Annotated in this window: 14 protein-coding genes, 2 tRNA genes and 1 other RNA gene; 8 read left to right on the plus strand and 9 right to left on the minus strand. The window is 57.4% G+C overall.

All coding sequences use genetic code 11. From position 1 onward, the window contains the following. Positions 1 to 178 precede the first annotated feature (178 nt). The 5 genes from HMPREF2605_RS06735 to HMPREF2605_RS06755 form a co-directional block, all read right to left on the minus strand. Entirely contained in the window at positions 179 to 3,454 is a 3,276-nt protein-coding gene (locus HMPREF2605_RS06735) for an S-layer homology domain-containing protein (protein WP_070847499.1), read from the minus strand. A gap of 247 nt (positions 3,455 to 3,701) precedes the next feature. Next, on the minus strand, positions 3,702 to 5,765 hold the full coding sequence (locus tag HMPREF2605_RS06740; RefSeq protein WP_049354781.1) for a superoxide dismutase: 2,064 nt from the start codon (positions 5,763 to 5,765) through the stop codon (positions 3,702 to 3,704). 251 nt (positions 5,766 to 6,016) lie between these two features. Further along, positions 6,017 to 9,202 (minus strand): siroheme synthase, encoded by a 3,186-nt coding sequence (locus tag HMPREF2605_RS06745; protein ID WP_246828177.1) that lies wholly within the window; start codon positions 9,200 to 9,202, stop codon positions 6,017 to 6,019. Positions 9,203 to 9,711: 509 nt separating this feature from the next. Continuing rightward, positions 9,712 to 10,782, minus strand: a complete 1,071-nt coding sequence (locus HMPREF2605_RS06750) for an S-layer homology domain-containing protein (RefSeq protein WP_070688174.1) — start codon at positions 10,780 to 10,782, stop codon at positions 9,712 to 9,714. 376 nt (positions 10,783 to 11,158) lie between these two features. After that, a complete protein-coding gene (locus tag HMPREF2605_RS06755; RefSeq protein WP_070688172.1) occupies positions 11,159 to 11,950 on the minus strand; it encodes a YaaA family protein in 792 nt (263 codons plus the stop codon). A gap of 111 nt (positions 11,951 to 12,061) precedes the next feature. On the opposite strand from HMPREF2605_RS06755, the gene rnpB reads away from it, so the two are divergent. Then, an RNA gene (gene rnpB / locus HMPREF2605_RS06760) (RNase P RNA component class A) lies at positions 12,062 to 12,454 on the plus strand. A 133-nt stretch (positions 12,455 to 12,587) separates the two neighbouring features. Here the strand turns inward: rnpB and def are convergent. From def to orn, 3 genes are all read right to left on the minus strand, one after another. Then, positions 12,588 to 13,160 (minus strand): peptide deformylase, encoded by a 573-nt coding sequence (gene def / locus HMPREF2605_RS06765; protein WP_049334074.1) that lies wholly within the window; start codon positions 13,158 to 13,160, stop codon positions 12,588 to 12,590. A gap of 132 nt (positions 13,161 to 13,292) precedes the next feature. After that, positions 13,293 to 13,365 (minus strand) — tRNA-His (locus HMPREF2605_RS06770). 106 nt (positions 13,366 to 13,471) lie between these two features. Next, complete coding sequence (gene orn / locus HMPREF2605_RS06775; RefSeq protein ID WP_070688171.1) at positions 13,472 to 14,158, minus strand: oligoribonuclease; 687 nt, start codon at positions 14,156 to 14,158, stop codon at positions 13,472 to 13,474. Positions 14,159 to 14,333: 175 nt separating this feature from the next. On the opposite strand from orn, the gene mptB reads away from it, so the two are divergent. After that, positions 14,334 to 16,007, plus strand: a complete 1,674-nt coding sequence (mptB, locus tag HMPREF2605_RS06780) for a polyprenol phosphomannose-dependent alpha 1,6 mannosyltransferase MptB (RefSeq protein ID WP_070688169.1) — start codon at positions 14,334 to 14,336, stop codon at positions 16,005 to 16,007. A 147-nt stretch (positions 16,008 to 16,154) separates the two neighbouring features. Further along, positions 16,155 to 16,230, plus strand: a tRNA-Arg gene (locus HMPREF2605_RS06785). 107 nt (positions 16,231 to 16,337) lie between these two features. Here the strand turns inward: HMPREF2605_RS06785 and HMPREF2605_RS06790 are convergent. Further along, positions 16,338 to 17,234 (minus strand): HNH endonuclease family protein, encoded by an 897-nt coding sequence (locus HMPREF2605_RS06790; protein WP_070688167.1) that lies wholly within the window; start codon positions 17,232 to 17,234, stop codon positions 16,338 to 16,340. A gap of 396 nt (positions 17,235 to 17,630) precedes the next feature. Here HMPREF2605_RS06790 and HMPREF2605_RS06795 point away from each other — a divergent pair, with 396 nt between their 5' ends. The 5 genes from HMPREF2605_RS06795 (at position 17,631) to HMPREF2605_RS06815 (ending at position 21,403) form a co-directional block, all read left to right on the plus strand. Then, positions 17,631 to 18,209 (plus strand): single-stranded DNA-binding protein, encoded by a 579-nt coding sequence (locus HMPREF2605_RS06795; protein WP_070688165.1) that lies wholly within the window; start codon positions 17,631 to 17,633, stop codon positions 18,207 to 18,209. Between the two features lie 217 nt (positions 18,210 to 18,426). Next, a complete protein-coding gene (gene rplS, locus HMPREF2605_RS06800; RefSeq protein WP_049337710.1) occupies positions 18,427 to 18,774 on the plus strand; it encodes a 50S ribosomal protein L19 in 348 nt (115 codons plus the stop codon). 209 nt (positions 18,775 to 18,983) lie between these two features. Further along, the gene (lepB, locus tag HMPREF2605_RS06805; protein ID WP_070847503.1) at positions 18,984 to 20,153 is read left to right on the plus strand and encodes a signal peptidase I; all 1,170 of its coding nucleotides are present in this window, start codon (positions 18,984 to 18,986) and stop codon (positions 20,151 to 20,153) included. 15 nt (positions 20,154 to 20,168) lie between these two features. Next, entirely contained in the window at positions 20,169 to 20,996 is an 828-nt protein-coding gene (locus HMPREF2605_RS06810) for a ribonuclease HII (RefSeq protein WP_070847506.1), read from the plus strand. An 80-nt stretch (positions 20,997 to 21,076) separates the two neighbouring features. Continuing rightward, positions 21,077 to 21,403 carry a DUF2469 domain-containing protein gene (locus tag HMPREF2605_RS06815; RefSeq protein ID WP_005506259.1) on the plus strand — a complete coding sequence of 109 codons (327 nt, stop codon included), beginning with the start codon at positions 21,077 to 21,079 and terminating at the stop codon, positions 21,401 to 21,403. Positions 21,404 to 21,414: the final 11 nt, after the last annotated feature.

Here is a 21,414-nt window from a genome sequence, read left to right on the forward strand (position 1 = left end):
GGGGGGGGGGGGCACCAGGGGCCTTAGTGAAAGTGTTGGCGGGCTGAAAAGCCGGGCGAATTAGCCCGAAATTTTCAGCCCGCCATCACACCGATTGTAAAGCAACACAACAACATGCCGTGTGGCCGCAGGGGACGACTCTCAAATAGCTACTTCAGGAATAACTATTTCAGGGCAACTACTTGAGGCGGCTGCCGCCGTGCTCCATGCGGTAGAGCATCAGTGAGAACTCCCAAGAGGAAACAGTATCCGAGCTGAAATTCTCACCGTGGCCTCGATAATATTCTGCGTATCCCCAGATAATCTGCTGGGTAGCCCACAATGATTCCCGCCAGAATGCAGTATCCATACGCTCATACTCGGGCCAGTGTACGCGCGAACGTGAATCCCGTGTGGGAGACTCCTCCGGTACATTACTGCTATCTGACGTATCGCTCTTCGGTACAGATGAAGACGGCAAACTGCTCGACTCCGGCGAAGACGCAGGGGCTAGCGCTCGTTGGTACCTGTACAGGAATGCCACCGTCGAGGCAATCGAAAGGTTCGCCTCCGGGTGGAACTTACCATCGACCCAACCGAACGTAATACCCTTCTGACGAGCCCAAATGTACGCGGTATAGTCTGGATCATCCGGGGTTACATCCGCATAAGGACTGGTTGCAGGCAACTCAACATGAGGCGCGCCCGCAAGATGGTACAGCGCCACCGTGACATCGCGGCGACTCAGCACAGCCTTATGCTCATCCAGAAGAACCTGCTGCTTAACCCACTCAACAGCCGCTTCCCGCTCCGCAGTGTAGCTTACAAAGAGCTCAAGGCCCTCAGAAGTGACCTGCTCGACCGCATCCGCGGCACCGTCCTTACCAGGGATTACCTTCTCCAGAACAACCCTGTAAGACCCCTCATAATTCAGCGCGCTACCGGGAATATTCAGCTTCTCATCCGTAGAACCATTCAGAAGGTGTTCAGCAGGGATAACCTGTTCCAGAGCCTTCTCGCCGGTTGGCTCGCCAGAATCATCCGTCGCTTGAACCGAGAAACGGTAATGGCCATCGGTAAGCTTCGGAAGATTCGAGACGCGTGCGGTGAGGGTATTCATCTCCTGGTACGGGCTGATGCGCTTATTCAGAATGTACAAGTCCGGACGCGCTACAGGCTGGTCAGGGTTAGGCTGCGTAGACCGGACGGGAAGGAACTCAGCGACACTGGTCAGCAGGCTACCGCTGTACTCCTCTTCGCCAGGACGAGGCAGATTAGAACCGTAGATACCAATCATGTAGAGCCTGCCCGGCTTCAACGTACCCGCCGGAATCGTCATCTCCGTGCTGAAGTAACGATTATGGAATCCGCCGCAAAGTTGTCCGCAACTTGTCAGCGGAATCATGTCGGAGAAAACAGGGCGTCCCATAATCTTTCCGGTGGCCGGGTCAGCCTCGTAGAGGGTGAGGTGCGCAACCGATTCATGACCACCTACCGCATGAGGATCGAGGATATGGTAGCCCTCAACTGTCAGAGTGGTATCCTGCCACGGCTTATCGATCGCCGAAATGCTGTAGCGGTACGTTGGCTGAACAGGCTCAGGGTCACGCACTACCGGCAGAGAAGCTCGTGCCGTAAGACGGCGGTCTGTCGACTCCCAACGCAAATCCGGCTCAGCTTCATCAGACGGGTAGAACGTCAACACGACATCGAAGAGAGTGCCCTCGGGTACATCAAAGATTTGCTTGCGAACATCAAAGGTGAACGTAATGCTTCCATCAGGGTTTTCATGAACCTTCCCCTGATTTCGAAGGGTAGCGACTCTCTTACCGTACTGGGCTTCAGGTAGCTTACTGCCGTAGCTTGACCACTCGTAGTCCTTCCCTCGCTCCACAATGCCGAACTCGAAGAGCGTGTACTTCTTGCGGAACTCAGCACTCAGCGGTGCAGTCGTCACAGAGACAGTGCCGCCCTCAGAAATATTGAGGGTACCTGAAGTGACCCTCAAACGCACTTCATCAGATGCGGGAGGATTTATCGGGGTCGGAGGAGCAGCCAGCTGCACGGGCGCAGTGACCGTAAAAATGTGACTACCCTTCTGATAAAGAGAATCTGAGAAAGCTACCCTCAGCTCTGCCTCAGAACCAAGGTACACATTCTGCAACTCCTTGATGACTGCAGAGTCAATTTCAAGTTCTACGGTGCGGGTACCGTCAGGGTTACGGACAACAATAATGTCATAATCAAAGTAAGGAATGTCAGTAATTCCGACGATAGTCTTTCGAGCGGTTTTACTATAAATGTCGACGGATTTGACGTAATACCCCAAATCAACTTCCGGAGAAATGTTAGAAATAGTAACTTTATATTTCCCTGCATGGTACGGATCAAGCGTCTGAGGAGACAGCGAAACCTTCGGAAGGGTATTGCGGTACGTATTGCTCTGGTAAGGCATTTTCATGGGGTTCTTGCCCACAGGAACGAAGGGGAAGGCACGCCTCATAGCAATCGGGCCTGAAGGAGAGTCTCCCTGTACCGACAGATAATAACCCTTGCCTGATTTCAAAAGACCGGCAGGAATCGTAATTTTATGCTGAAAATGACCGTTAGGAATTAGGTCATGAAAAACACGCTTAGAATACGGAGAATCCGAAGGGTCAAAAGGTTCCAGCTCCTTGATATATTTATGGGTAACATTTGCAGACGGGTCATATTCTACGAGAGTAAAACTTAGCTTATTCATCCCGTCAAAACCCGAACCCGTCATATTGATTTCAATCGGTTTTCCGGAATTAATCTGCTCCTCCGAAATAGAATCCACATCATAGGTAATAGAAGGCAGAACAGACGCCGGAAAATCATTCGTCACAGGGAGCGCCGTACGAATACGATCCTCAGTATTCCACTGATAGGGGTGCGCTTCATCTAGCGGGCGGTAGGTCAAAATAACTTCGTACTCCATGCCCGCAGGTATGCCGTTGGAAGATACTTCCAAGTCAGCGCTGAAAGTCCCGTCTGGGGCAGGCGCCGGAACGTCAAAGCGCGGCCCCTGGTATGTTGGCTCCTGGTGAGGACCCACGTAGGTAGAGGAACCCTTGGGCGCAATAATGAGGCTACGTAGCTCATGGTGTGCCAAGAATTCGGGAGTGAAGCCGGCACCCTCAACATGCACCGTGCCACCAGTCTCAATTTTTAACGTGCCACTGGTGACACGCAAAGTCGGTAGCGAACTGGTCTGCTCGCCCTGGGCTACAGGATTCTGCTGATTGTCTGCTTGTTTCTGAACCAAAGCTGCAGCGGGGGAGGCTGGGGTCGCCTGCGCCTGCTGCTCAGGTGCCGCCTGGGTCGGTGTTGCGAGTGCCGCCGGGGTGATACCGGCCAGCGGACTCAAACCCAACAGTAGCGACAGGCTGAGCGCGCGGGCGCTCGCCGGGTGGCGCGGGGCGCCTCGTGGCGTGAAGAATGAAGACATCATTATCCCATCTACAAAAAACTGTGCGGTGATTGAAGCGAGCGAGTAGATGAAGCGAGCGAAGAAGTCGAGCGGATAAAACGTGAAAAGAAAACCCCGAACAGGGGAGAAGAAGCCCCGTAAAGCCTGGTGCCGGGCAAAAGAACTCGCAGAAGGCAGGGAAGAAAAATCGGGACGGTACCGGCGGGCTGAAAAGTCGAACTAATCCGAACATTCCAGCCCACCGGTTACCCCTCACCACAACTGGGCGCTACTTGAGATGGCTACCGCCGTGCTCCATGCGGTAGAGCATCAACGCCAAGTCATAGACAGACGTTGTCTCCATGAAAAAGCGTTCGTGTTCCCAACCCCTGGTGTAGCCCCAAATGCGTTGCTGCACAGCCCACCGAGATTCACGCCAAAAAGCACTACCCTCCTCCAAATCCAGAACCCATGGGTTAGCGCTCACCTCAGATTCATCCGACCCCGGCAGGCTACCGTTACGAGACTGCGGTGCGGCAGTCGGCAAGCCGGGAGACATCATACCGCGCGAACGCTGATACCTGTACAGGAACGCCGCCGTCGAATAATTGTGCATGTTCATCTCCGGGTGGAAATTCCCATCCGCCCAACCGAACGTAATGCCCTTCTGACGAGCCCAAATATACGCGGCGTAGTCCGGATCATCCGGAGTGATATCTCCATAAGGACTCGTCGCCGGAAGCTCCACTCTCGGCGAACCCGCAAGACGGTACAGCGCCACCGTCACATCGCGGCGCGTCATATAGCTGTTCCTACCTGAATCAGAAAACTCAGGAAGAACCTGACGGCGCTTAAACCATGCCCAGGCGGCGTTGACCTCCTTATTCTTCGTAAACTGCAGCTGTAGATCCTTCGAAGTAAGCTGCTCAACCGACTCAACCGTACCGTCCTTGCCGGCAGTCACCTTTTCCAAGAAGAGCCTGTACGAGCCGTCATAATTCAGCGGCGCACCGGAGATGGTCAGCTTCTCATCCATCGTGCCGTCATGGATGCTCTCAGCAGCAATCTCCTGCACCAGCGTCTTCTGACCGGTCAGATGTCCCTGCTCATCAACATGTTGTACCGAGAAACGGTAAGAGACCCCAGGCTGCTTCTTCAAACCGACGGCGCGTACCGGCAAGATATTTTCCTCATCATAAGGGCTCACCGTCGTAGCCTTCAGAAACATCTCAGGGCTAGCCGATTCCTTATTAAGCGAACGTACCGGAATGAAATCTGCAACATCATTCAGCAACTCACCGGGGTAATTCTCATCCTCCGGACGGTCTTTACCGTAGAAACCAATCTTATAGACCTTACCCGGCTTAAGCGTTCCCCCAGGAATCGTAATAGACGTCTTAAAATGCCAATTCAGGAAATAAACGCGCTCTCCACTACGGGAAGCCGGGTACGGAATCCGAGTGGTGAATTCTGGTTCGCCTACAATCTTTCCGGTCTTCGGGTCGACTTCATAAAAAGCCAGAAGCGCGGGGCCATCCTTGCCCTCTCGACTACCGCTCGTAAGGATATGGAACCCCTCAATCGTCAGAGTCGTATCCTTCCACGGGTCATCAATTGCGGGCACACTGAAAATGTACGTCGTCTCAGTCGGCTTAGGGTCCTGCACAACATTAATAGGTGCACGCGCCACAAAACGGAATTCGGACGGCCAAGAATCCTCCCGGTGGCCCTTCTTGTGGTACGTCAAAATGACGTCGAAAAGAGTGCCTTCATTAGCCTCAATAATGTACGGCCCAATATTGAGAAAGAAGGTGTAGCTCCCGTCTGGGTTTTCTACCATCTGCTTCGGGTTGGGATCACGGTCAAAGAGGTAGCCAAAGTAGGCATATCCGTCAATGCGGGCATACGCGGCTTTGAAGTACGAAGAACCGCGGTCAACCAGAGAAAATTCGTAGAATTCGTAATTCTGGCGGAATTCAGCACTGAGCGGAGGCGTCGTCAGCGTTACTGTGCCGCCTCGAGAAATGTTGAGAGTCTCAGGAGAGACTTTAAACCCTTCCATTTCAGGATGGCGAGATTCATCTACCTTCGGAAGCGAAGACGTGGCTTCGTCAGCATCTTCTTGAGCTGCGGCGGGGGAGGCGGGGGTCGCCTGTTCCGGGTCTGCATGAGCAGGTGCAACCTGTGCCGGTTGTGCCGGGTGTTCGGGAGCCGCCAGCGCCGCCGGGGTGATACCGGCAAGCGGGCTCAAACCCAGCAGCAACGACAGGCTGAGCGCACGGGCGCTTGCCGGATGGCGCGGAGAGGTGGAACAGCGCCGGGCGCCTCGTGGTGTGAAGAATGAAGACATCATTATCCCATCTACAAAATTTATACGGTGATTGAAACGAGTGAGTAGATGAAGTGAGTGAAAAAGTTGAGCGGATAAAGCCTGAAAAGACCCCCCCAAAAAAACAGAGGAGAAGTAGCCCCGTAAAGCCTGGTGCTAGGCAAAAGAACTCGCAGAGGCAGGGAAGAAAAACCGGGGTGGCACCGGCAGGCTGAAAAGTCGAACTACGTCGAGCATCCCAGCCCACCGGTTACCTCACTCACCACGACCCGGCGCTACTTGAGGTGGCTGCCGCCGTGCGCCAAGCGGTACAGCATCAACTTCAAATCACCAGAGGAAACGAAAGACCTATCAAAGTCCTCATAGACGTATTCCCCATCAACGCGGTAACCCCACATGCGGTGATCAACAGCCCACTGAGCCTCACGCCAAAAAGCGCTACCCTGACGAACCTTATGCTGCCAGCCGCTAGCACTCCGAGGCGCATCCTGGTTACCCGGCACAGACAAGCTACGCGGCAACGAGGCAGAGGTCGGCGCCTTCGGCGTGACCTGACCCATCGCCTTCTGGTACCTGTACATGAACGCCACCGTCGACGGGGTCGAAAGCTTCGCCTCCGGGTGGAACTTGCCGTCCGCCCAGCCGAAGGTAATACCCTTCTGACGAGCCCAAATGTACGCGGCGTAGTCCGGGTCGTTCGTTGCCACATCCGCATACGGGCTAAAAGCAGGTAGCTCAACCTTCGGGGAACCCGCCAGGCGGTACAGCGACACCGTCACATCGTGGCGCGTCATACCGCTATGCCAGGACATCGGCGAAGGATTAGGCAAAATATCACGATCAGCAAACCACTGCTCAGCCGCCTGCAACTCATCCTCACGCGTCAGCTTCAGAGGAATATCCTCGAAAGCAAGCTGCTCCACCGACTCGCCGGCACCATCCTTACCGGGGGTGACCTTCTCCAAGACCAGACGATAAGCACCCGAATAGTTCAGCTGCTGAGCGATCGTCAGATTCAGCTCCACCCTGCCATCCTTGATGAGGTCAGCCGGAATCGCCTGCTGGAACACCGTCTGACCGGTCAAACGCCCCTGCTCATCAACATGCTGCACCGAGAGACGGTACGATCCTTCACCCGGATCAGAAAGCCCGGTAGCGCGCGCCGTAAACAAGTTCGTCTGCGCATAAGGGCTCAGGCCCACCGACCCAAGGTGCAGCGTGGGCCCCGCAGAGTCCTGCTCGGGAGAATGCACCGGAAGGAACTCCGCAACATCATTCAGCATAGAACCCGGAGAATCTTCCATGCCGGGGTAAGGCAACCCGTTCCCATACATACCAATAAAGTAGAGCTTGCCCGGCTTCAACGTACCCGCAGGAATCTTCAGCTCCGCACTGAAATAGTTATTGCGGAACCACCTGGTGTTAACCCCGTAGTACGTGTAGTCATCCCGCTGAGTGAACACAGGCTCACCCACCATCTTTCCCGTTGCAGGGTCAGCCTCATAGATAGCGATGACCGGCCAATCATTACCAACCATTTCACTAGCCTGGGAGAGGATATGGCGTCCCTCAACCCGCAGCGTCGTATCCTTCCACGGGTCATCGATAGCGGATTGACTGAAGGTGTAGGTTCCACGGGTCGGCTGCGCATCCTGAACCGTATCAATATGCGCGCGGGCATACAAACGGTTCGACCTACTCGAAGGTTCCGGCTCAAATTCATCCGACGGGTAGTACGTCATCACCACATCGAAGAGCTCACCTTCGGCAGCCTCAACGTACTGCGGGGGAACCTTAAACGTGTAGGTGAGGCTACCGTCCGGGTTCTCCCGCACCTGATGCACCAAATCCTTGAGCATTCCGCCGTACTCGTCGAGAGGCTCATAACTATTGTGCTCCGCATACACGTACACCGACCCGCGCTGCACCAGAGCCAGCTCGTAGAAAGTGTACTTCTTACGGAACTCGGGGCTCAACGGGGAAGTCGTCACCGACACCGTGCCACCCTGAGAAATATTGAGGGTTCCCGAAGTCACCTTCAACTCAACATTCCCCGGGTTCTCCGAATCAACAGCATCAGCGGCAAGAGGGGCCATCGGAAGCTGCGCGCTCACCGTGAACTTATGGCTACCGTACGAATACTCAGAGTCCGAGAACACCGCCCGCACTTCAGCCACTGAACCGCGGGAAGAAGGCCTGTAGGAGGAATCGCCGTGAACCTTATACTCAACCTCCACGGTCAGAGTACCGTCAGCATTGCGGGTTACCAGCTCGTCACGCTTATAGTATTGGCCCGCTACATCATTCCTCGCAAAATATGCCTGCTCACCAGAGGTAGCGTTATAAATCGACACAGAGTCAAGGTAGTACCCCAGGTCAACCTCGGGTGAAATATTAGAAATAGTCACCTTATAGACGCGGTCCTGACCCGGATCAAAATCCTGCGCGGCAACAGATACTTTCGGCAGGGTATTCCTGAACGAATTATCCTGATACGCCATGCGCGCAGGGTTATTGCCCACAGGGACAAAGGGGAACTTACGCGTCAGCTTATTCCACCCGTGGGTTTCTACACCGGAAACACCCAGGGAATACCCCTTGCCGGACTTCAGAACTCCCGCAGGGATCGTGATCTTCTTCTGGAAATAGCCGTTCGGAATCAGGCCCTTGAAAATGCGCTGATTCTCTTCCGTATCTGATGCCCTCAATTCACCAAGCGAAGCCACATTAGAGTTCGTGACCTTTCCCTGCTCATCATGCTCGGACAAGGTGAATTTTACAGAGCTGACATCCTGAAAACCGGTACCCGTCAGCGTCACCTCAATCGGCTGGCCGGAAGCAATCTGCTCCTCAGAAATAGCCGAAACATCATAGGTGATGGAGGGGAGCTGCGCCTTCGGGAGATTGAACTCCACCGGCAGCGCCGTACGGACGCGGTCCTCAGTGTTCCACGCATAGGGGTGCGCATCATCTACGGGGCGGTAGGTCAGAATAACCTCATACTCCAGGTTTGCTGGCAGGCTATTCGCTGGAACCGTCAGGTCGGCACTGAAACTGCCGTCAGCAGCCGGTTTCGGGGCGTCAAAGACAAGGCCGCGGTGATCAAGCTTCTGGTAGGGGTTAGCGTAGGTTGAAGAGCCCTTCGGCGCGACCGTGAGGCTACGCAGCTCATGATGCGCCAAGAACTCGGGGGACAGCCCGGTACCATCCACGTGCACGGTACCGCCGTGAAGAATGTCGAGGGAGCCGCTGGATACGCGCAGGGTCGGCAGGGAAGCATCCTGCTGATTGCCCTGCGCAGGTTCGTTCTGTACGGGTGCGTTCTGCGCGGGTTTTTCTTGAGGTGCCGCCTGCTGAGCCGCCACCGGCGTCAAAGCCAGCAGCGGAGACAAACCCAAAACCAGGGAAGCACCCGCAACCTTTCGGCGCGTGCCACGAGCAGGCTTAAAGAACGAGGACATCATTATCCAATCTGAATTTTCTGCATGAAAGAGGGCGAATGAGAAAAGAAGTTGAGAGGATAAATGAGTGACAGTCCACCGCACCGAACTCGCCCCGAATCCATATCGTAGAAGAGCCGTAGCGGCGGCATGCTGAAGTGCAATTTCAGCCTACCAACCCGCCCCTTAAACATTCAATGAAAACACGAGAAAAACATGCCGATGAGAGTTATAAGACAAAAAAATCAAAAACTACGCCCCGGCTTTGTATAAAGCCCAAACCCCCCAAAAAGACCACACATAGAGAAATAAAAACTGGAAACATCACCAGCACTAAAACGGCACCCAGCAGCGACTGCACCAGCAGCGCCCGCACCAGAAAACGGGCACACGAAAAGGGGCGGTGAAAGAAAAACTCTCACCGCCCCTTCTATAGGCTATAGGCCACTATCTTCAGCTGCTGTTCGCAGAGGTCAACCCAAGCTAAAACACGCGGGCTCAACCACCCGGTTCAAGGCACCTGCCGAATCTTAGTCATCGATATAGGGGCTGTTGGGGATGGTGTCAAGCATGTCGAGCATTGACAGGACACGAGCCAGCTCCTCGCGGGTAGCAGTCTTGGTCGGACGGAAATCCTTGCTCTTATAGTGATAGCTCGTATCGATATTCACCGACGAGTGCAGCCACACCGACTCGGTGTAGAACGGGGCACCCGGCTTCATATCCTGCGGGGTAGTGGGACGGAACCAATAAGAACGACGACCGGGGGTAAGCATAAAGTAACGGTAGAAGAACGCAGCCATCGTAGCGCGGCTAGCCACCGCCTCCGGGTGCATCTTACCGTCAGACCAGCCGGAAGTCAGACCGTTCTGATACGCCCAAATATACGCCGGGTAACGCTCATCCTTCGGGGACAAATCCGGGAAAGGAGAACGCGCAGGAAGCTTCACCTTCGGCGAGCAGGCGCCTCGGTAGATTGCATCCATCAGGTCGCCGCGGGTCACCGCACGCTTAGGGTAGAAGCAACGTTCCTTATCGAGCAGCAGAACCTTTGCCTTACATGACCTGTAGATATCGGGGGCGTACTCGCCATCCATATCAATGTCCACAATGAAAGGTGCCCACGCGAACTCCGTGTCAATCTTGGGGCGAACTTCAAGAGTGCGCAGAATGGTGTACTGCTGACGGCGCGGACGAAGAGACAAGCGAACCCCGTAGTTTCCATTCGGGCCACCGGTGATCTCAGAATCAATGACGTGATGCCTAATGTAGACATCATTCTCGATGCGCTTCTTCGGCTCAAGAGAGAAGAAATAGAACTGGGTGAAGCCCTTCTCCTTGGTGTAGTAGCCAACCTCAATGTACGGGGTGTACAGACCGGTATCAAGCACAGCCTGCAGGCCGGTAATCTCGTAGCTGAGGTTGAAGCCGCTAATATCAAACGACGCCTCGGTAACCTTGAAGGTCAGCGGGGTGGTCTTAACGTCCAAGGTGGCAGCCTGAGCGCCCTGCTCACCGGCGTGGTGTGCGCCCAACGCGCCGGCGACTGTTAGTGCTGCCGCACCCTTAATGAGGGCGCGACGAGAGGAAAAAGTAGACATAACGTTGTCCCATCGATGTGTTTCTGAGTGGTTACTTCTACGCTAGCAAACCAATAACCATTGGGTAAGCCTCTAGTCGTTTGCTATACGTACGTGGCGTGACGTGTTTCCATGTGTGTTGAGTTGAAAATGTGAATGTTAGTGAGTGAAATACCCGCCACCAATGGCGAGACGTTTAATACTATAAACATTTTTACTCGCAAAAAGAAGGCGGATAGCTAGACACTAACCGCCTTCTCTGCTCATCAAAAGCTACCCCTAAAATGTGGGGAAATGTGGTTTTACAAGGGGTAATACAGATTTAAGCCCCTAGAAAAATAGTTAAAAAATTTTCAATATGATGCAAAAAATAAGAGGAAATAAATAGTTGGGCAACCTACTGCTCATGCACCAGCAGCGTCAAAACACCCGCCTTACGCGCCGTCGGCAGGGTGCACTCCACCGACCAGTCCTCGCTGACCGCCTCCAAAAATTCGGCAATACCCGCCGTGGAGCCATCAATAGGACGAGCCGCCAAACCCGACTGAATCAGGTAGCGCGCAAACAAGCCACGGTAATGCTTCGCCATGTGCGAGACAACCTTACGCGACCCATCAGCCGCGACACGCTCCACACGAACCGCCAGAGTCTGCGACGGGGGAGTCACCCACGACTTCGCGTAGGCGGCAGAACGGCAGTCCAGAATCAGCTGGTCCTTCGCAGTCGACTCCAGAGCAGTACCCAGCGCGCCCTTCCAGAAGGAGGCGAGCGCACCAATCGAACCCAGCTTCACGCCCATGGACAGGCGATAGGCGGGGATCGCGTCCTCGGGGCGCAGAATACCCCACAGCGCCGAAGAAATCAGCAGCGACCAGTGCGCGGCGTCGCGTTCGGCGGGGGAGAAGCTCGCATAATCCAGCGCCTCGAACAGCACACCCGTGTAGGTGTGAATCGCGGGCTGCGCCGGTTCGGTGAGCAGGCGCGTGTTGCGTTCCACCTCTGCCTCGAGGGATGCGCCCACCTTGAGCTCTGCCAGGGCGCCGGGGCTAGAGCTGACCGCAGTCAGCTCCTCCAGGACGCTCTCACGCTCGGCAGTCAGCTCAGGGAACGAAAGGTCAGCGAAAGAAACTGGCGCATTGCCAGCCGGGGCGGGGGTCTTACCTTCGGAAGGGGGAAGAAGAATCAGCATCTCTCCAGTGTACCCGCGAGGCGCAGTGTACCTGCGAGGCTTCGGCGTGACCGTGAGGGAACCCGCGAAATAGCCACCGCCAGGGGTATGCGTATAATGGGTGAGGTGAAACGGGCCGTCCGGGCAATCGCGAGGCACACGTGCTTCGAGGAAAGTCCGGGCTCCACAGCACAGGATGGTGGATAACATCCACTCGGGGTAACCCGCAGGCCAGTGCCACAGAAAGTAAACCGCCGCGGTTCGCCGCGGTAAGGGTGAAAGGGTGGTGTAAGAGACCACCAGCGGGCGCGGTGACGTGCCCGGCTAGGTAAACCCCATTCGGAGCAAGGTCAAACAGAATACGCCATGGTAGGGTAGTGCGCCCGATCCCCGCTTAATCGGGGTGCGTATTCGGGTAGGCTGCTTGAGACGTGCGGCAACGTACGTTCTAGATAGATGATTGCCTCGAAACGCCCCTTCGGGCGGCGTTTTAGACAGAACCCGGCTCATAGGATGACCCGTTTCACGCTACCGTTGGCTGATGGAAAACATCATCGGCTGATGGGAAAACGAAGACCGCGAATGCGCCTTGAGAGTGCATTCGCGGTCTTCGTTTTAAACTTCTCGAAAGGTCTCTGACCTTCAGAAGAGCTCGTGTCTAGTGGCCGAACGGATCCGGATCCACGCCGGGCATCCACGAGTTACCGTCGACGGTCCAGCCTTCCTTCTTCACGACCTTCTTCATCTTGCTGGTCCACTTCTTGTTCAGGCGGTTCACGTACAGCTTGCCGTCCAGGTGATCGGTCTCGTGCTGCATGCAGCGTGCGAACCAGCCGGTCGCCTCAAAGTGGACGGGGTTGCCGTGCTCATCAAGACCGTTCACGGTCACCCACTCGGCGCGCTTGAGGGGGAAGCCGTAACCGGGGAAGGACAGGCAGCCCTCTTCCTCCTCGTACGGGTCCGGGTCAGCGGTAGAAATCTTGCCCAGGGTCAGCACCGGGTTGATGATGCAGCCGCGCGGGGGAACGCCGTCCTCATTCTCCATCTTGTAGGTGAAGATGCGCAGACCCACACCAATCTGCGGTGCCGCCAGGCCCACACCGTTGGATGCGTCCATGGTCTCGTACATGTCAGCCACGAGCTCCTTGAGCTCATCATTAAACTCGGTGACGGGTGCCGCGGGGCGGTGCAGAACGGGGTTGCCGTGAATAACGATGGGGCGAATAGCCACGGAATTATCCTTTGCTTGTGTTGAATGGGAACTGTTGAACGGGAACTTGCCGGGTACACCGTGCGTAGGTGAACCGGATTGAGGGTAAGCGAAAGGGTCGTTACGGATAACCATAACGACCCTTTCCATCGGGGTGATCGACGGGGGTTGAACCCGCGACCTCCTGGACCACAACCAGGCGCTCTGCCAACTGAGCTACGACCACCATGTGCTTCGCTTGGTTTCCCTTGCGATATGCAACGGATACTACTGTACAGGAGATTCAGAAACCTGCCAAGTTGAAAAGCTGTGATGCTCGTTACATACTGTGCTTACGCCTTGGATGCCTCAGTCGCCTCAGAAGAGGACGCCTCAGCCTCACGCTCAGCCGCTTCACGTGCGGCACGCTCCGCCTCCACCTCACGCGCAATCTGCGCCGAAGCAATTGCATCCGGGCCCTGCGGCACAAAAATGGCGCGGCGGTAATACTTCAACTCATCAATCGAATCCTTGATATCGCCCAGCGCGCGGTGGTTACCGGTCTTCGCCGGGGCACTATGACGAGCCGCCGGATACCAGCGCGACGCCAGCTCCTTAATGGTGGACACGTCAATCACGCGGTAGTGAAGGTGCGCCATGACCTCTGGCATGTAACGCTCCAAGAAGCGCTTATCCATGCCCACCGAGTTGCCGCCCAGCTGCGCCTTGCCCGCCACCGGAACATACTTCTTGATGTAACGAAGCACCTGCTCCTGCGCGTAATCCATCGACACACCGTGCTCAATATCGGGCAGCAGACCCGACGCCTCATGCATCGAACGCACAAAATCATTCATGTTCTCCAGCGCACCGGCAGGAGACTCATCACCGGGCTTAATGACGAACTCAACGCCAGAACCCAGAATGTTCAAATCGGCATCCGTGACCAGGACGCCCACCTCGACGAGAGCGTCGTTCTCCACGTCCAGGCCGGTCATCTCGCAGTCAATCCATACAATACGTTCACTAGAAATACTCACCCTCCCACTCTACCCCTAAACGCCGCCGACCGGACTCCCACGATGTCATAAAAACACACAGGTAGGGGAGTCGATGCGTGTCCACAAGCGCTTTCGCAACAGTGATTCTCACAAGTGCATCCAAGGGCTCCGGTATGATAAAAGCCAGAACGACGATGCAGACAGAAAGGGAGTTATGCGCGCACCAAAGGAGCTAACACACCGGCTCACCACCCCCAGCGCACACGACGCACCTCTCTCACCCAAACTCTTGGACTACGTCAATAATCACCGTCTGCGCACGGTAATTATTGGCACCATCGGCTCTATCATGGTCACCCTCGGCTCCTACGCCGTCGGCTGGCTCGCCGACAGCTCCAGCTTCTGGCGCTACGACATTATCCGCGCCATCCGATTCGAAGCCGCATGGGTCATCACCGGCATTATTATGCTCGCCCTCGGCGCCATGATTATGTGCCGCGAATGGCTGCGCATCTACCAGAAAATGGGCGACTGGAACGAACCCAACACCATGCGTTGGATGATTGCAGTCATCACCAGCTGGTCCCTGCCGCAGGTCTTCGCCTTCACCATCTACAGCCGTGACATGTTCTCCTACTACGGTCAGGGCATGGTCATGGCGCACGGCCTCAACCCGTACAAGCACGGTGTCTCCGAAATCTCAAACTTCATGCAGAACGGCGCGGACCCCATGTGGGCGGAATCCCCGCCCCCGTACGGCCCGGTCTCCCTCAAGCTCGAAGAGTGGATTGTGCGCCTGGCGGGGGAGAACATCGACCTCTCCCTCTTCTACTTCCGCCTGCTCTCCGTGCTCGCGGTCATCGGCATCCTCTTCTACGTGGCAAAACTTGCCAAGGCACACGGCTTCAACCAGGTCCGCGCCCTCTGGCAGATCGGCCCGAACCCGCTGTTCATCGCATCGTTCATCGCCAGCGGCCACAACGACTCGCTCATGACCATGTTCATGCTCGGCGGCCTCTACTACGCTAAGCGCTACCGCGACACCTGGTGGGGTGGCCCGCTCGGTGTGACCTTCGTAGCCCTCGGCGTTGCCGTCAAGCCGCTCGCCCTCGTGGTGCTGCCCTTCGTGGGTCTGCTCTGGGCAGGTAAGAACGCCTCCTGGCCGCGCAAGTTCATCTTCTGGGGCCTCTCCGGCGTGCTACTGTTCGCTGAAATGGCGCTTATGGGCTGGGTGACCGGACTGGAATTCGGCTGGATTAAGGCACTGTCCACCACCGGCGGTCAGTACATCTGGTACACCCCCTTCGGCCTGGTCATTGGCGCCGCCTCCCTGTTCGTTCAGGGCGACACCTTCGAAGTCATCCGCAAGCTCATCGAAACCGTCGGCAAGGGCATCGGCATGCTTGGCGCCGTGGCAATGGCATTCGTCGGACGCGACCGCAACATCGTGCGCCACGCCGGCCTCGCGATTCTGTTCATGCTCCTGTGCAGCCCCATGATTCAGCCCTGGTACCTGCTCTGGGCCATCCCGATGCTCGCCGCAACCGGTCTGCGCTCGCACTTCCAGCTCATGTGGTACTTCATCACCACGCTGTTCTTCATGGCGTACGGTGTGAGCGACCAGCTGAACGTGTCGCCCTACCTGCGCGATTTCAACCAGGACATGGGCCGACTCATCGCGACGGTCATCTGCCTGGGCTACATCATCTACCTGGTCGCCCTCGACCCGGCAACCCGCCGCCTGGTGTACGTGAGCCTGCACCCCACGCAGATTCGCCGCACCACCATCCGCCTGTGGTGGCAGCTGTTCCCCGGCGCATCAAGCCGCCGTGCACGCCGCCGCGATGTGAAGAAGGCAGAGAGGGAAGCCGCCAAGGTAGGCTCCTAGCGTGAATTCCCAGCGCGAACTCCCGGTGTAAGCTCCCGGCGCGCTCGATGGATGCCGCGCCAGCCGGATGAGCTGCCCAACGGAACAGCCCCCGCGTGAGAGGCGCGGTGCATGAGAAGCATAAATTCTCATGTACCCTAGAGGAAGGCCTCAGTAGCTCAGAGGATAGAGCAGGAGCCTTCTAATCTCTTGGTCGGGGGTTCGATTCCCTCCTGGGGCGCCACATAAGAAAGCCGCCTCGCACCCAAAACTCAGGGTGCGAGGCGGTTTTCTTTATGCTTTTTGCGTTGGTGTGCCGCGAGGTGCCGGGAGGCTATTTCTTGGCTGGGATTACTTCTTAGCCGGGTTGGTGTCCTTGCAGGAGTTAAGGGTACGCTCCATGACCTTCTTCTCGTCCGCGGTAACCCACAGCTTGTACTTCGCCTTCACGTGCACCTGGCGTGCCACGTAGGTGCAGCGGTAGGCGGTGTTGCTCGGCAACCACTCGGAGGCGTCCGCATCGGACTTCTGCTGGTTCGCCGGACCGTCCGCGGCGAGCAGGTTCTCCGGGTCGTTCGCCAGCTGGCGGCGCTGCTCTGCGGTCAGATCCTGCGCGCCGGTCTGCCATGCGTTCGAAAGAGCCACCACGTGGTCAATCTGCACGGCCGAGGAGGTCTTCTTGCCGCGCTTGAACTCGATGGTCTTGCCGGTGTACGGGTCATCCAGCGTGCCGCTAATTACGGTGCATGCGTGGGTCCTGACCTTGAAACGAAGATTGGTCAGGTCGCGGCGCAGAATGTCGTCGCGAGTGTTGCACTTGTTACCGTCAACGTCATCCCAGGCGGGGCCGAACTGTTCACGAGAGTAGCCAGCCTTCGACGCGCGTTCCTTCACCTGCAGGGATGCCAGCTCGCTCTTCGCGGTCGCCAGATCCGGTGCGAGCGCGGTCGCGGGGTCAACTGCCTTGTACGGGTTCTTGACCTCAGCGAGGGTTTCCGTGGCAACGGTGGTTTCTTCCTCGTCGGTGGCGGAGGTCGTCGCATCCGAACCGAGCAGGCCGTCCACACCGTTTTTGCTCACATAGACCAGGCCAATAATCAGCACGATCACGGCAAGCACAGCGAGCAGACCGTAAATGAGGCGCTTCTTCTGCGGGTCCATCGAGTCGGGCAGCTTGGGCAGGTTGCGCTGTAGCTGCTGAAGTTCCTGTAAAGAAGGCAGGTTGTTGTTCGCGGGCTTTTTGCTCACGGATTCTCCAAGGCGGGTAGACGGGATGCGGCTGAGTGCACCGCATCATCAAGGATAGAGGGCGCGGGGCTGAAATAGTGAACTTGAGGGTAAAAATAGTCGCCCCGACGCTGAGATACCTGTCACCATGCCGGGTGGGGTAGGGGTTGCGGAGGTATTGGTGAGGGGGGATGGGGGTCTTAGCCGTGGGGGAGCGGCCGTCATATTTCTGCGGGGAGCGTGCTACCGCGAGCAAATTTTGAAAAAACGAGGCGAAAAGTTCAAAAACTCTATCCACAGGCGGCACCCAAAACCGCAAAACGCGAGGTTATCCACAGAAGCGGTAACCGCCGGGTGCAGGGTCGGCTCAGCGCTGGCAAGGTGAAGGAACCCACTCACTAGTTCTAAGGAGAAACCATGAGTGACACCATCCTGATCCGCGGATTCACCGCCTCCGACCCGGCACTGAGCACCCTGCCCAACGGGGTGCCCGTCGTGAACTTTCGCCTCGCCAGCACCCCGCGCTGGCAGGACGCCACTGGCACCTGGAAAGAAGGCACCACCAACTGGTACACCGTGAAAGCCTACCGCCGTCTCGCCCAGAACATCGCCACCTCCATTGAGAAGGGGCAACCGCTGGTCGTGAGTGGCCGCCAGCGCATTAGCCGCTGGAACCGCGAAGACGGCACGCAGGGCACTACCGTAGAGGTGGATGCCCTCGGTATCGGTCACGACCTGAACTACGGTACGAGCACCTTCGCCCGCACCGTGGAGAAGCGCACGGTCAACGAGGGATCCATGCAGGGCGCGCCTCAGCAGGGCGCACCTCAGCTGGGTATGTCTCAGTACACGCAGCAGTATGCCCCGCCGCACGCACCCCAGCAGAACGCGGAGGCGTCGGGTGTGGCCGCTCCGGGTGCTCCGGCGCAGAGCGGTGCATCCCAGAACGGCGCATCCCAGGGCGGGGGAGCGCAGAGTGACGAACCCCCCTTCTAAAAGTGCTCCCCGGATGCTTGCATAAACGCGGGTGCATTGGGATAATGGAGCATTGTGTTGACATCGGGCACGCCCCTGCCGCAGGGGGAAGAGCGACCAACGATGTCAACCTTCGGGCACCAATCCTGTCCGAAGCATGAAGTTTTCTGTCCCGCAGCGGGGCAGAGCAATCTGAGTCTATTTGACCTGCGGCAGATGGCTCTGGAGATCTACAACTATGCAGACTCTTGACTTCCTCGACAAGAAGTCCCTCCGTGACGACATCCCCGCATTCGGCCCCGGTGACACCCTGAACGTTCACGTTAAGATCGTTGAAGGTAAGAACCACCGTATCCAGGTCTTCAAGGGCTTCGTCGTTGGCCGCCAGGGTGCAGGCGTTCGCGAGACCTTCACCGTCCGCAAGGTTTCCTTCGGTGTTGGTGTTGAGCGTACCTTCCCCGTTCACTCTCCCTCCATCGAGAAGATCGAGGTTGTGACCCGCGGTGACGTCCGTCGTGCAAAGCTGTACTACATGCGCGACCGCCACGGTAAGGCTGCTCGTATCCGCGAGAAGCGCGAGTTCTAATCTTTATAGATACAGAATTCTGTTGCAAACCGCTCCCCAACCGCATTCCGCGGGAGAGGAGCGGTTTTTGCATATTCTGAGACCTCGTTTTCTGAGAACCTTGCCGCTCTCAGAAAATAAAAGCCCAAGAGCGCAAACACTCTCGATACAATAGCTAGGTACCGTTTCACTCGAGCTAGGTATCTCTCAAACGAAAGGCTCACTCCAGCATGGCAGACGACAAGAACACTGCGAACACCAGCCCCTTCCCTGAGGGATACCAGCCTCAAAGCCGCCGCGAGCGCCGGGAAATGGAAGAATACTTCGCGCGCCTCGCCGCCGAAAAGGCAGCAGCTGAGAAGGCTGCTGCCGAGCAGAGTGCCGCAGAGAATGCGGGCACAGAGAAGGCGGCCCCCTGGGTGGCATCCGCGGGCGCTACTGAGGCGACCGAAAGCGATACCAAGGGTGCATCTGAGCGTGATCACGAGGTGGTAGCTAGCGCCGAGGCGAGCGCCGCCTCCGCAGATGCCGCCGTCGCGACTTCTTCCGCCGCAAAGAACACTAAGCGCGAAGAAACCGCAAACGAGGAGACTATCGCAGATGAGGAGAGTGCCGCAGACGTGGAAACCACCAAGGACTTCTCCGAAATGACCCCCAAGGAACGCCGCAAGGCAAAGCGCGCCGAACAGGCAGAGCTGACCTACTCCCAGGCGCAGGAAGAAGGCCGCCTCGGCGAATGGCTCTGGGTGCAGGCACGCGAAGGCGGCACCGTCATCCTGTACGCGCTGGTCATCGCATTCCTGGTCAAGACCTTCCTGCTGCGCGGCTTCTACATTCCTTCCGGCTCCATGGAGCAGACCCTGCAGGTCAACGACCGCGTGTTCATTAACGTGGCGGGCTCTTACTTTAGCGAGCCTAAGCGCGGCGACGTCATCGTCTTCAAGGACTCTCAGGGCTGGATTCCTTCCACCCAGAAGACCAGCAGCCCGCTCAAGGACGCCCTGTCCTTCGCGGGTATTCTGCCGGATACCTCCTCGAACTTCCTGGTCAAGCGCGTTATCGGTACCCCCGGTGACGTGGTCGAAAGCGACGGCAACGGCAAGATCAAGGTCAACGGCGTAGAAATCACCGAACCGTACCTGTACCCCGGCAACCCGCCCTCGGAGATGCCCTTCAAGGTGACCGTGCCCGCCGGCAAGTACTTCGTGATGGGCGACCACCGCAGCAACTCCGCCGACTCCCGCTACCACATTAGCGACGGCACCGCGTTCATCTCCAAGGACGACGTGCAGGGTAACGTGTTCGTGGTGGCGTGGCCGCTGAACCACTTCGGTCTGCTGCAGGATCAGAGCTCGGTGTTCTCCTCGATTCCTGAGCCGACCTCCACCCCGAGCGAATAAGCGAGCGTGGGAATGATGGTGAGTGCCCAGAAGAGCGCAACGAAACCCACTCAAGCTAAGCCCGCGAAGACAACCCCGCCCGCCGCCGACCTTGAGTACGAGCAGCAGCTCTTCGCCTCCGGTGCCCGCACAGTTGCCGGAATCGACGAGGTAGGCCGCGGCTCCATGGCGGGCCCGGTCACTGTGGGCGTCGCAATCCTCACCCCGGACGCCACCCTCGAGGTGGGCGGGCTGATCGACTCCAAGGCGCTCTCACCGGCACGCCGCGAATCCATGGTTCCCGAAATCCGCCAGTGGTGCGCCGTGGCGGTCGGGCACGTGGAACCGGCAGATATTGACCGGCTCGGCATGACCCTCTCGTTGAGGCTTGCCGCCCAGCGTGCGCTCGCCGAGCTGGCGCGCCGCGGATACCGTGCCGACGCCGCCCTGCTGGACGGCAAGCACGACTGGTTCACCCCTCCGCAGGAAGACCTGTTCAGCGCGCTGGCACCGGACCCGGCGCAGGCACACTACAACGCACTGCTCGCCCAGGCGTGGGAAGGCGCAGGTGAGGGTGGTGCAGATGAGCCCGCGCAGATGCCGGTGACCATGGTCATTAAGGGTGACTACAAGTGCGCCTCCATCGCCGCCGCATCGGTGGTTGCGAAGGTGGAACGTGACGAACTGATGGTTCAGCTGGATACCCGCTACCCGGGGTACGGCTGGGCAAAGAACAAGGGCTACGGATCTGCCGCTCACCGCGAGGCGATTAGCGTGCAGGGCCCCAGCCCGCAGCATCGCCTATCATGGTCGCTTCCGGCGACTGCCGAGCAGATTGAGGCTGCGGCGGCACAGCGCGACTAAGGCGCAGGATGCGGCACCCTCGTGAGCCCGTATGCCACCGCTGAATCAGAGTACTAAGAAAGCCCAGGAAAGGAAGAGTAGTGAGCGCAGAAGACCTCGAAAACTACGAGACCGACGCCCAAATGGCGCTCTACCGCGAATACAAAGACGTCATGTCGCTCTTTAGCTACGCGGTAGAAACCGACCGACGCTTCTACCTGGCGAACCAGGTGGACGTCACCCCGCACGTGCAGGACGGCACCCTCTACTTTGAGGTGAGCATGAGCGATGTATGGGTGTGGGATGTGTTCCGCTCCAACCGCTTTGTGAAGAAGGTGCACGCCTACTCGGTGCGCGATGTGAACGTGGAGGAGCGCCTGCCCAACCAGGAATTCACCGTGCCGGAAATGCCGGACTTCAACGCTTAGCTCAAGCCCAA

The sequence above is a fragment of the Rothia sp. HMSC065C03 genome, assembly GCF_001837295.1.
GTDB lineage: Bacteria > Actinomycetota > Actinomycetes > Actinomycetales > Micrococcaceae > Rothia.

Coding starts and splice junctions, on each gene's coding strand:
- HMPREF2605_RS06735 (WP_070847499.1), bottom strand. CDS start 3,454: ATGATGTCTTCATTCTTCACGCCACGAGGCGCCCCGCGCCACCCGGCG.
- HMPREF2605_RS06740 (WP_049354781.1), bottom strand. CDS start 5,765: ATGATGTCTTCATTCTTCACACCACGAGGCGCCCGGCGCTGTTCCACC.
- HMPREF2605_RS06745 (WP_246828177.1), bottom strand. CDS start 9,202: ATGTCCTCGTTCTTTAAGCCTGCTCGTGGCACGCGCCGAAAGGTTGCG.
- HMPREF2605_RS06750 (WP_070688174.1), bottom strand. CDS start 10,782: ATGTCTACTTTTTCCTCTCGTCGCGCCCTCATTAAGGGTGCGGCAGCA.
- HMPREF2605_RS06755 (WP_070688172.1), bottom strand. CDS start 11,950: ATGCTGATTCTTCTTCCCCCTTCCGAAGGTAAGACCCCCGCCCCGGCT.
- mptB (WP_070688169.1), top strand. CDS start 14,334: ATGCGCGCACCAAAGGAGCTAACACACCGGCTCACCACCCCCAGCGCA.
- HMPREF2605_RS06795 (WP_070688165.1), top strand. CDS start 17,631: ATGAGTGACACCATCCTGATCCGCGGATTCACCGCCTCCGACCCGGCA.
- rplS (WP_049337710.1), top strand. CDS start 18,427: ATGCAGACTCTTGACTTCCTCGACAAGAAGTCCCTCCGTGACGACATC.
- lepB (WP_070847503.1), top strand. CDS start 18,984: ATGGCAGACGACAAGAACACTGCGAACACCAGCCCCTTCCCTGAGGGA.
- HMPREF2605_RS06810 (WP_070847506.1), top strand. CDS start 20,169: ATGGTGAGTGCCCAGAAGAGCGCAACGAAACCCACTCAAGCTAAGCCC.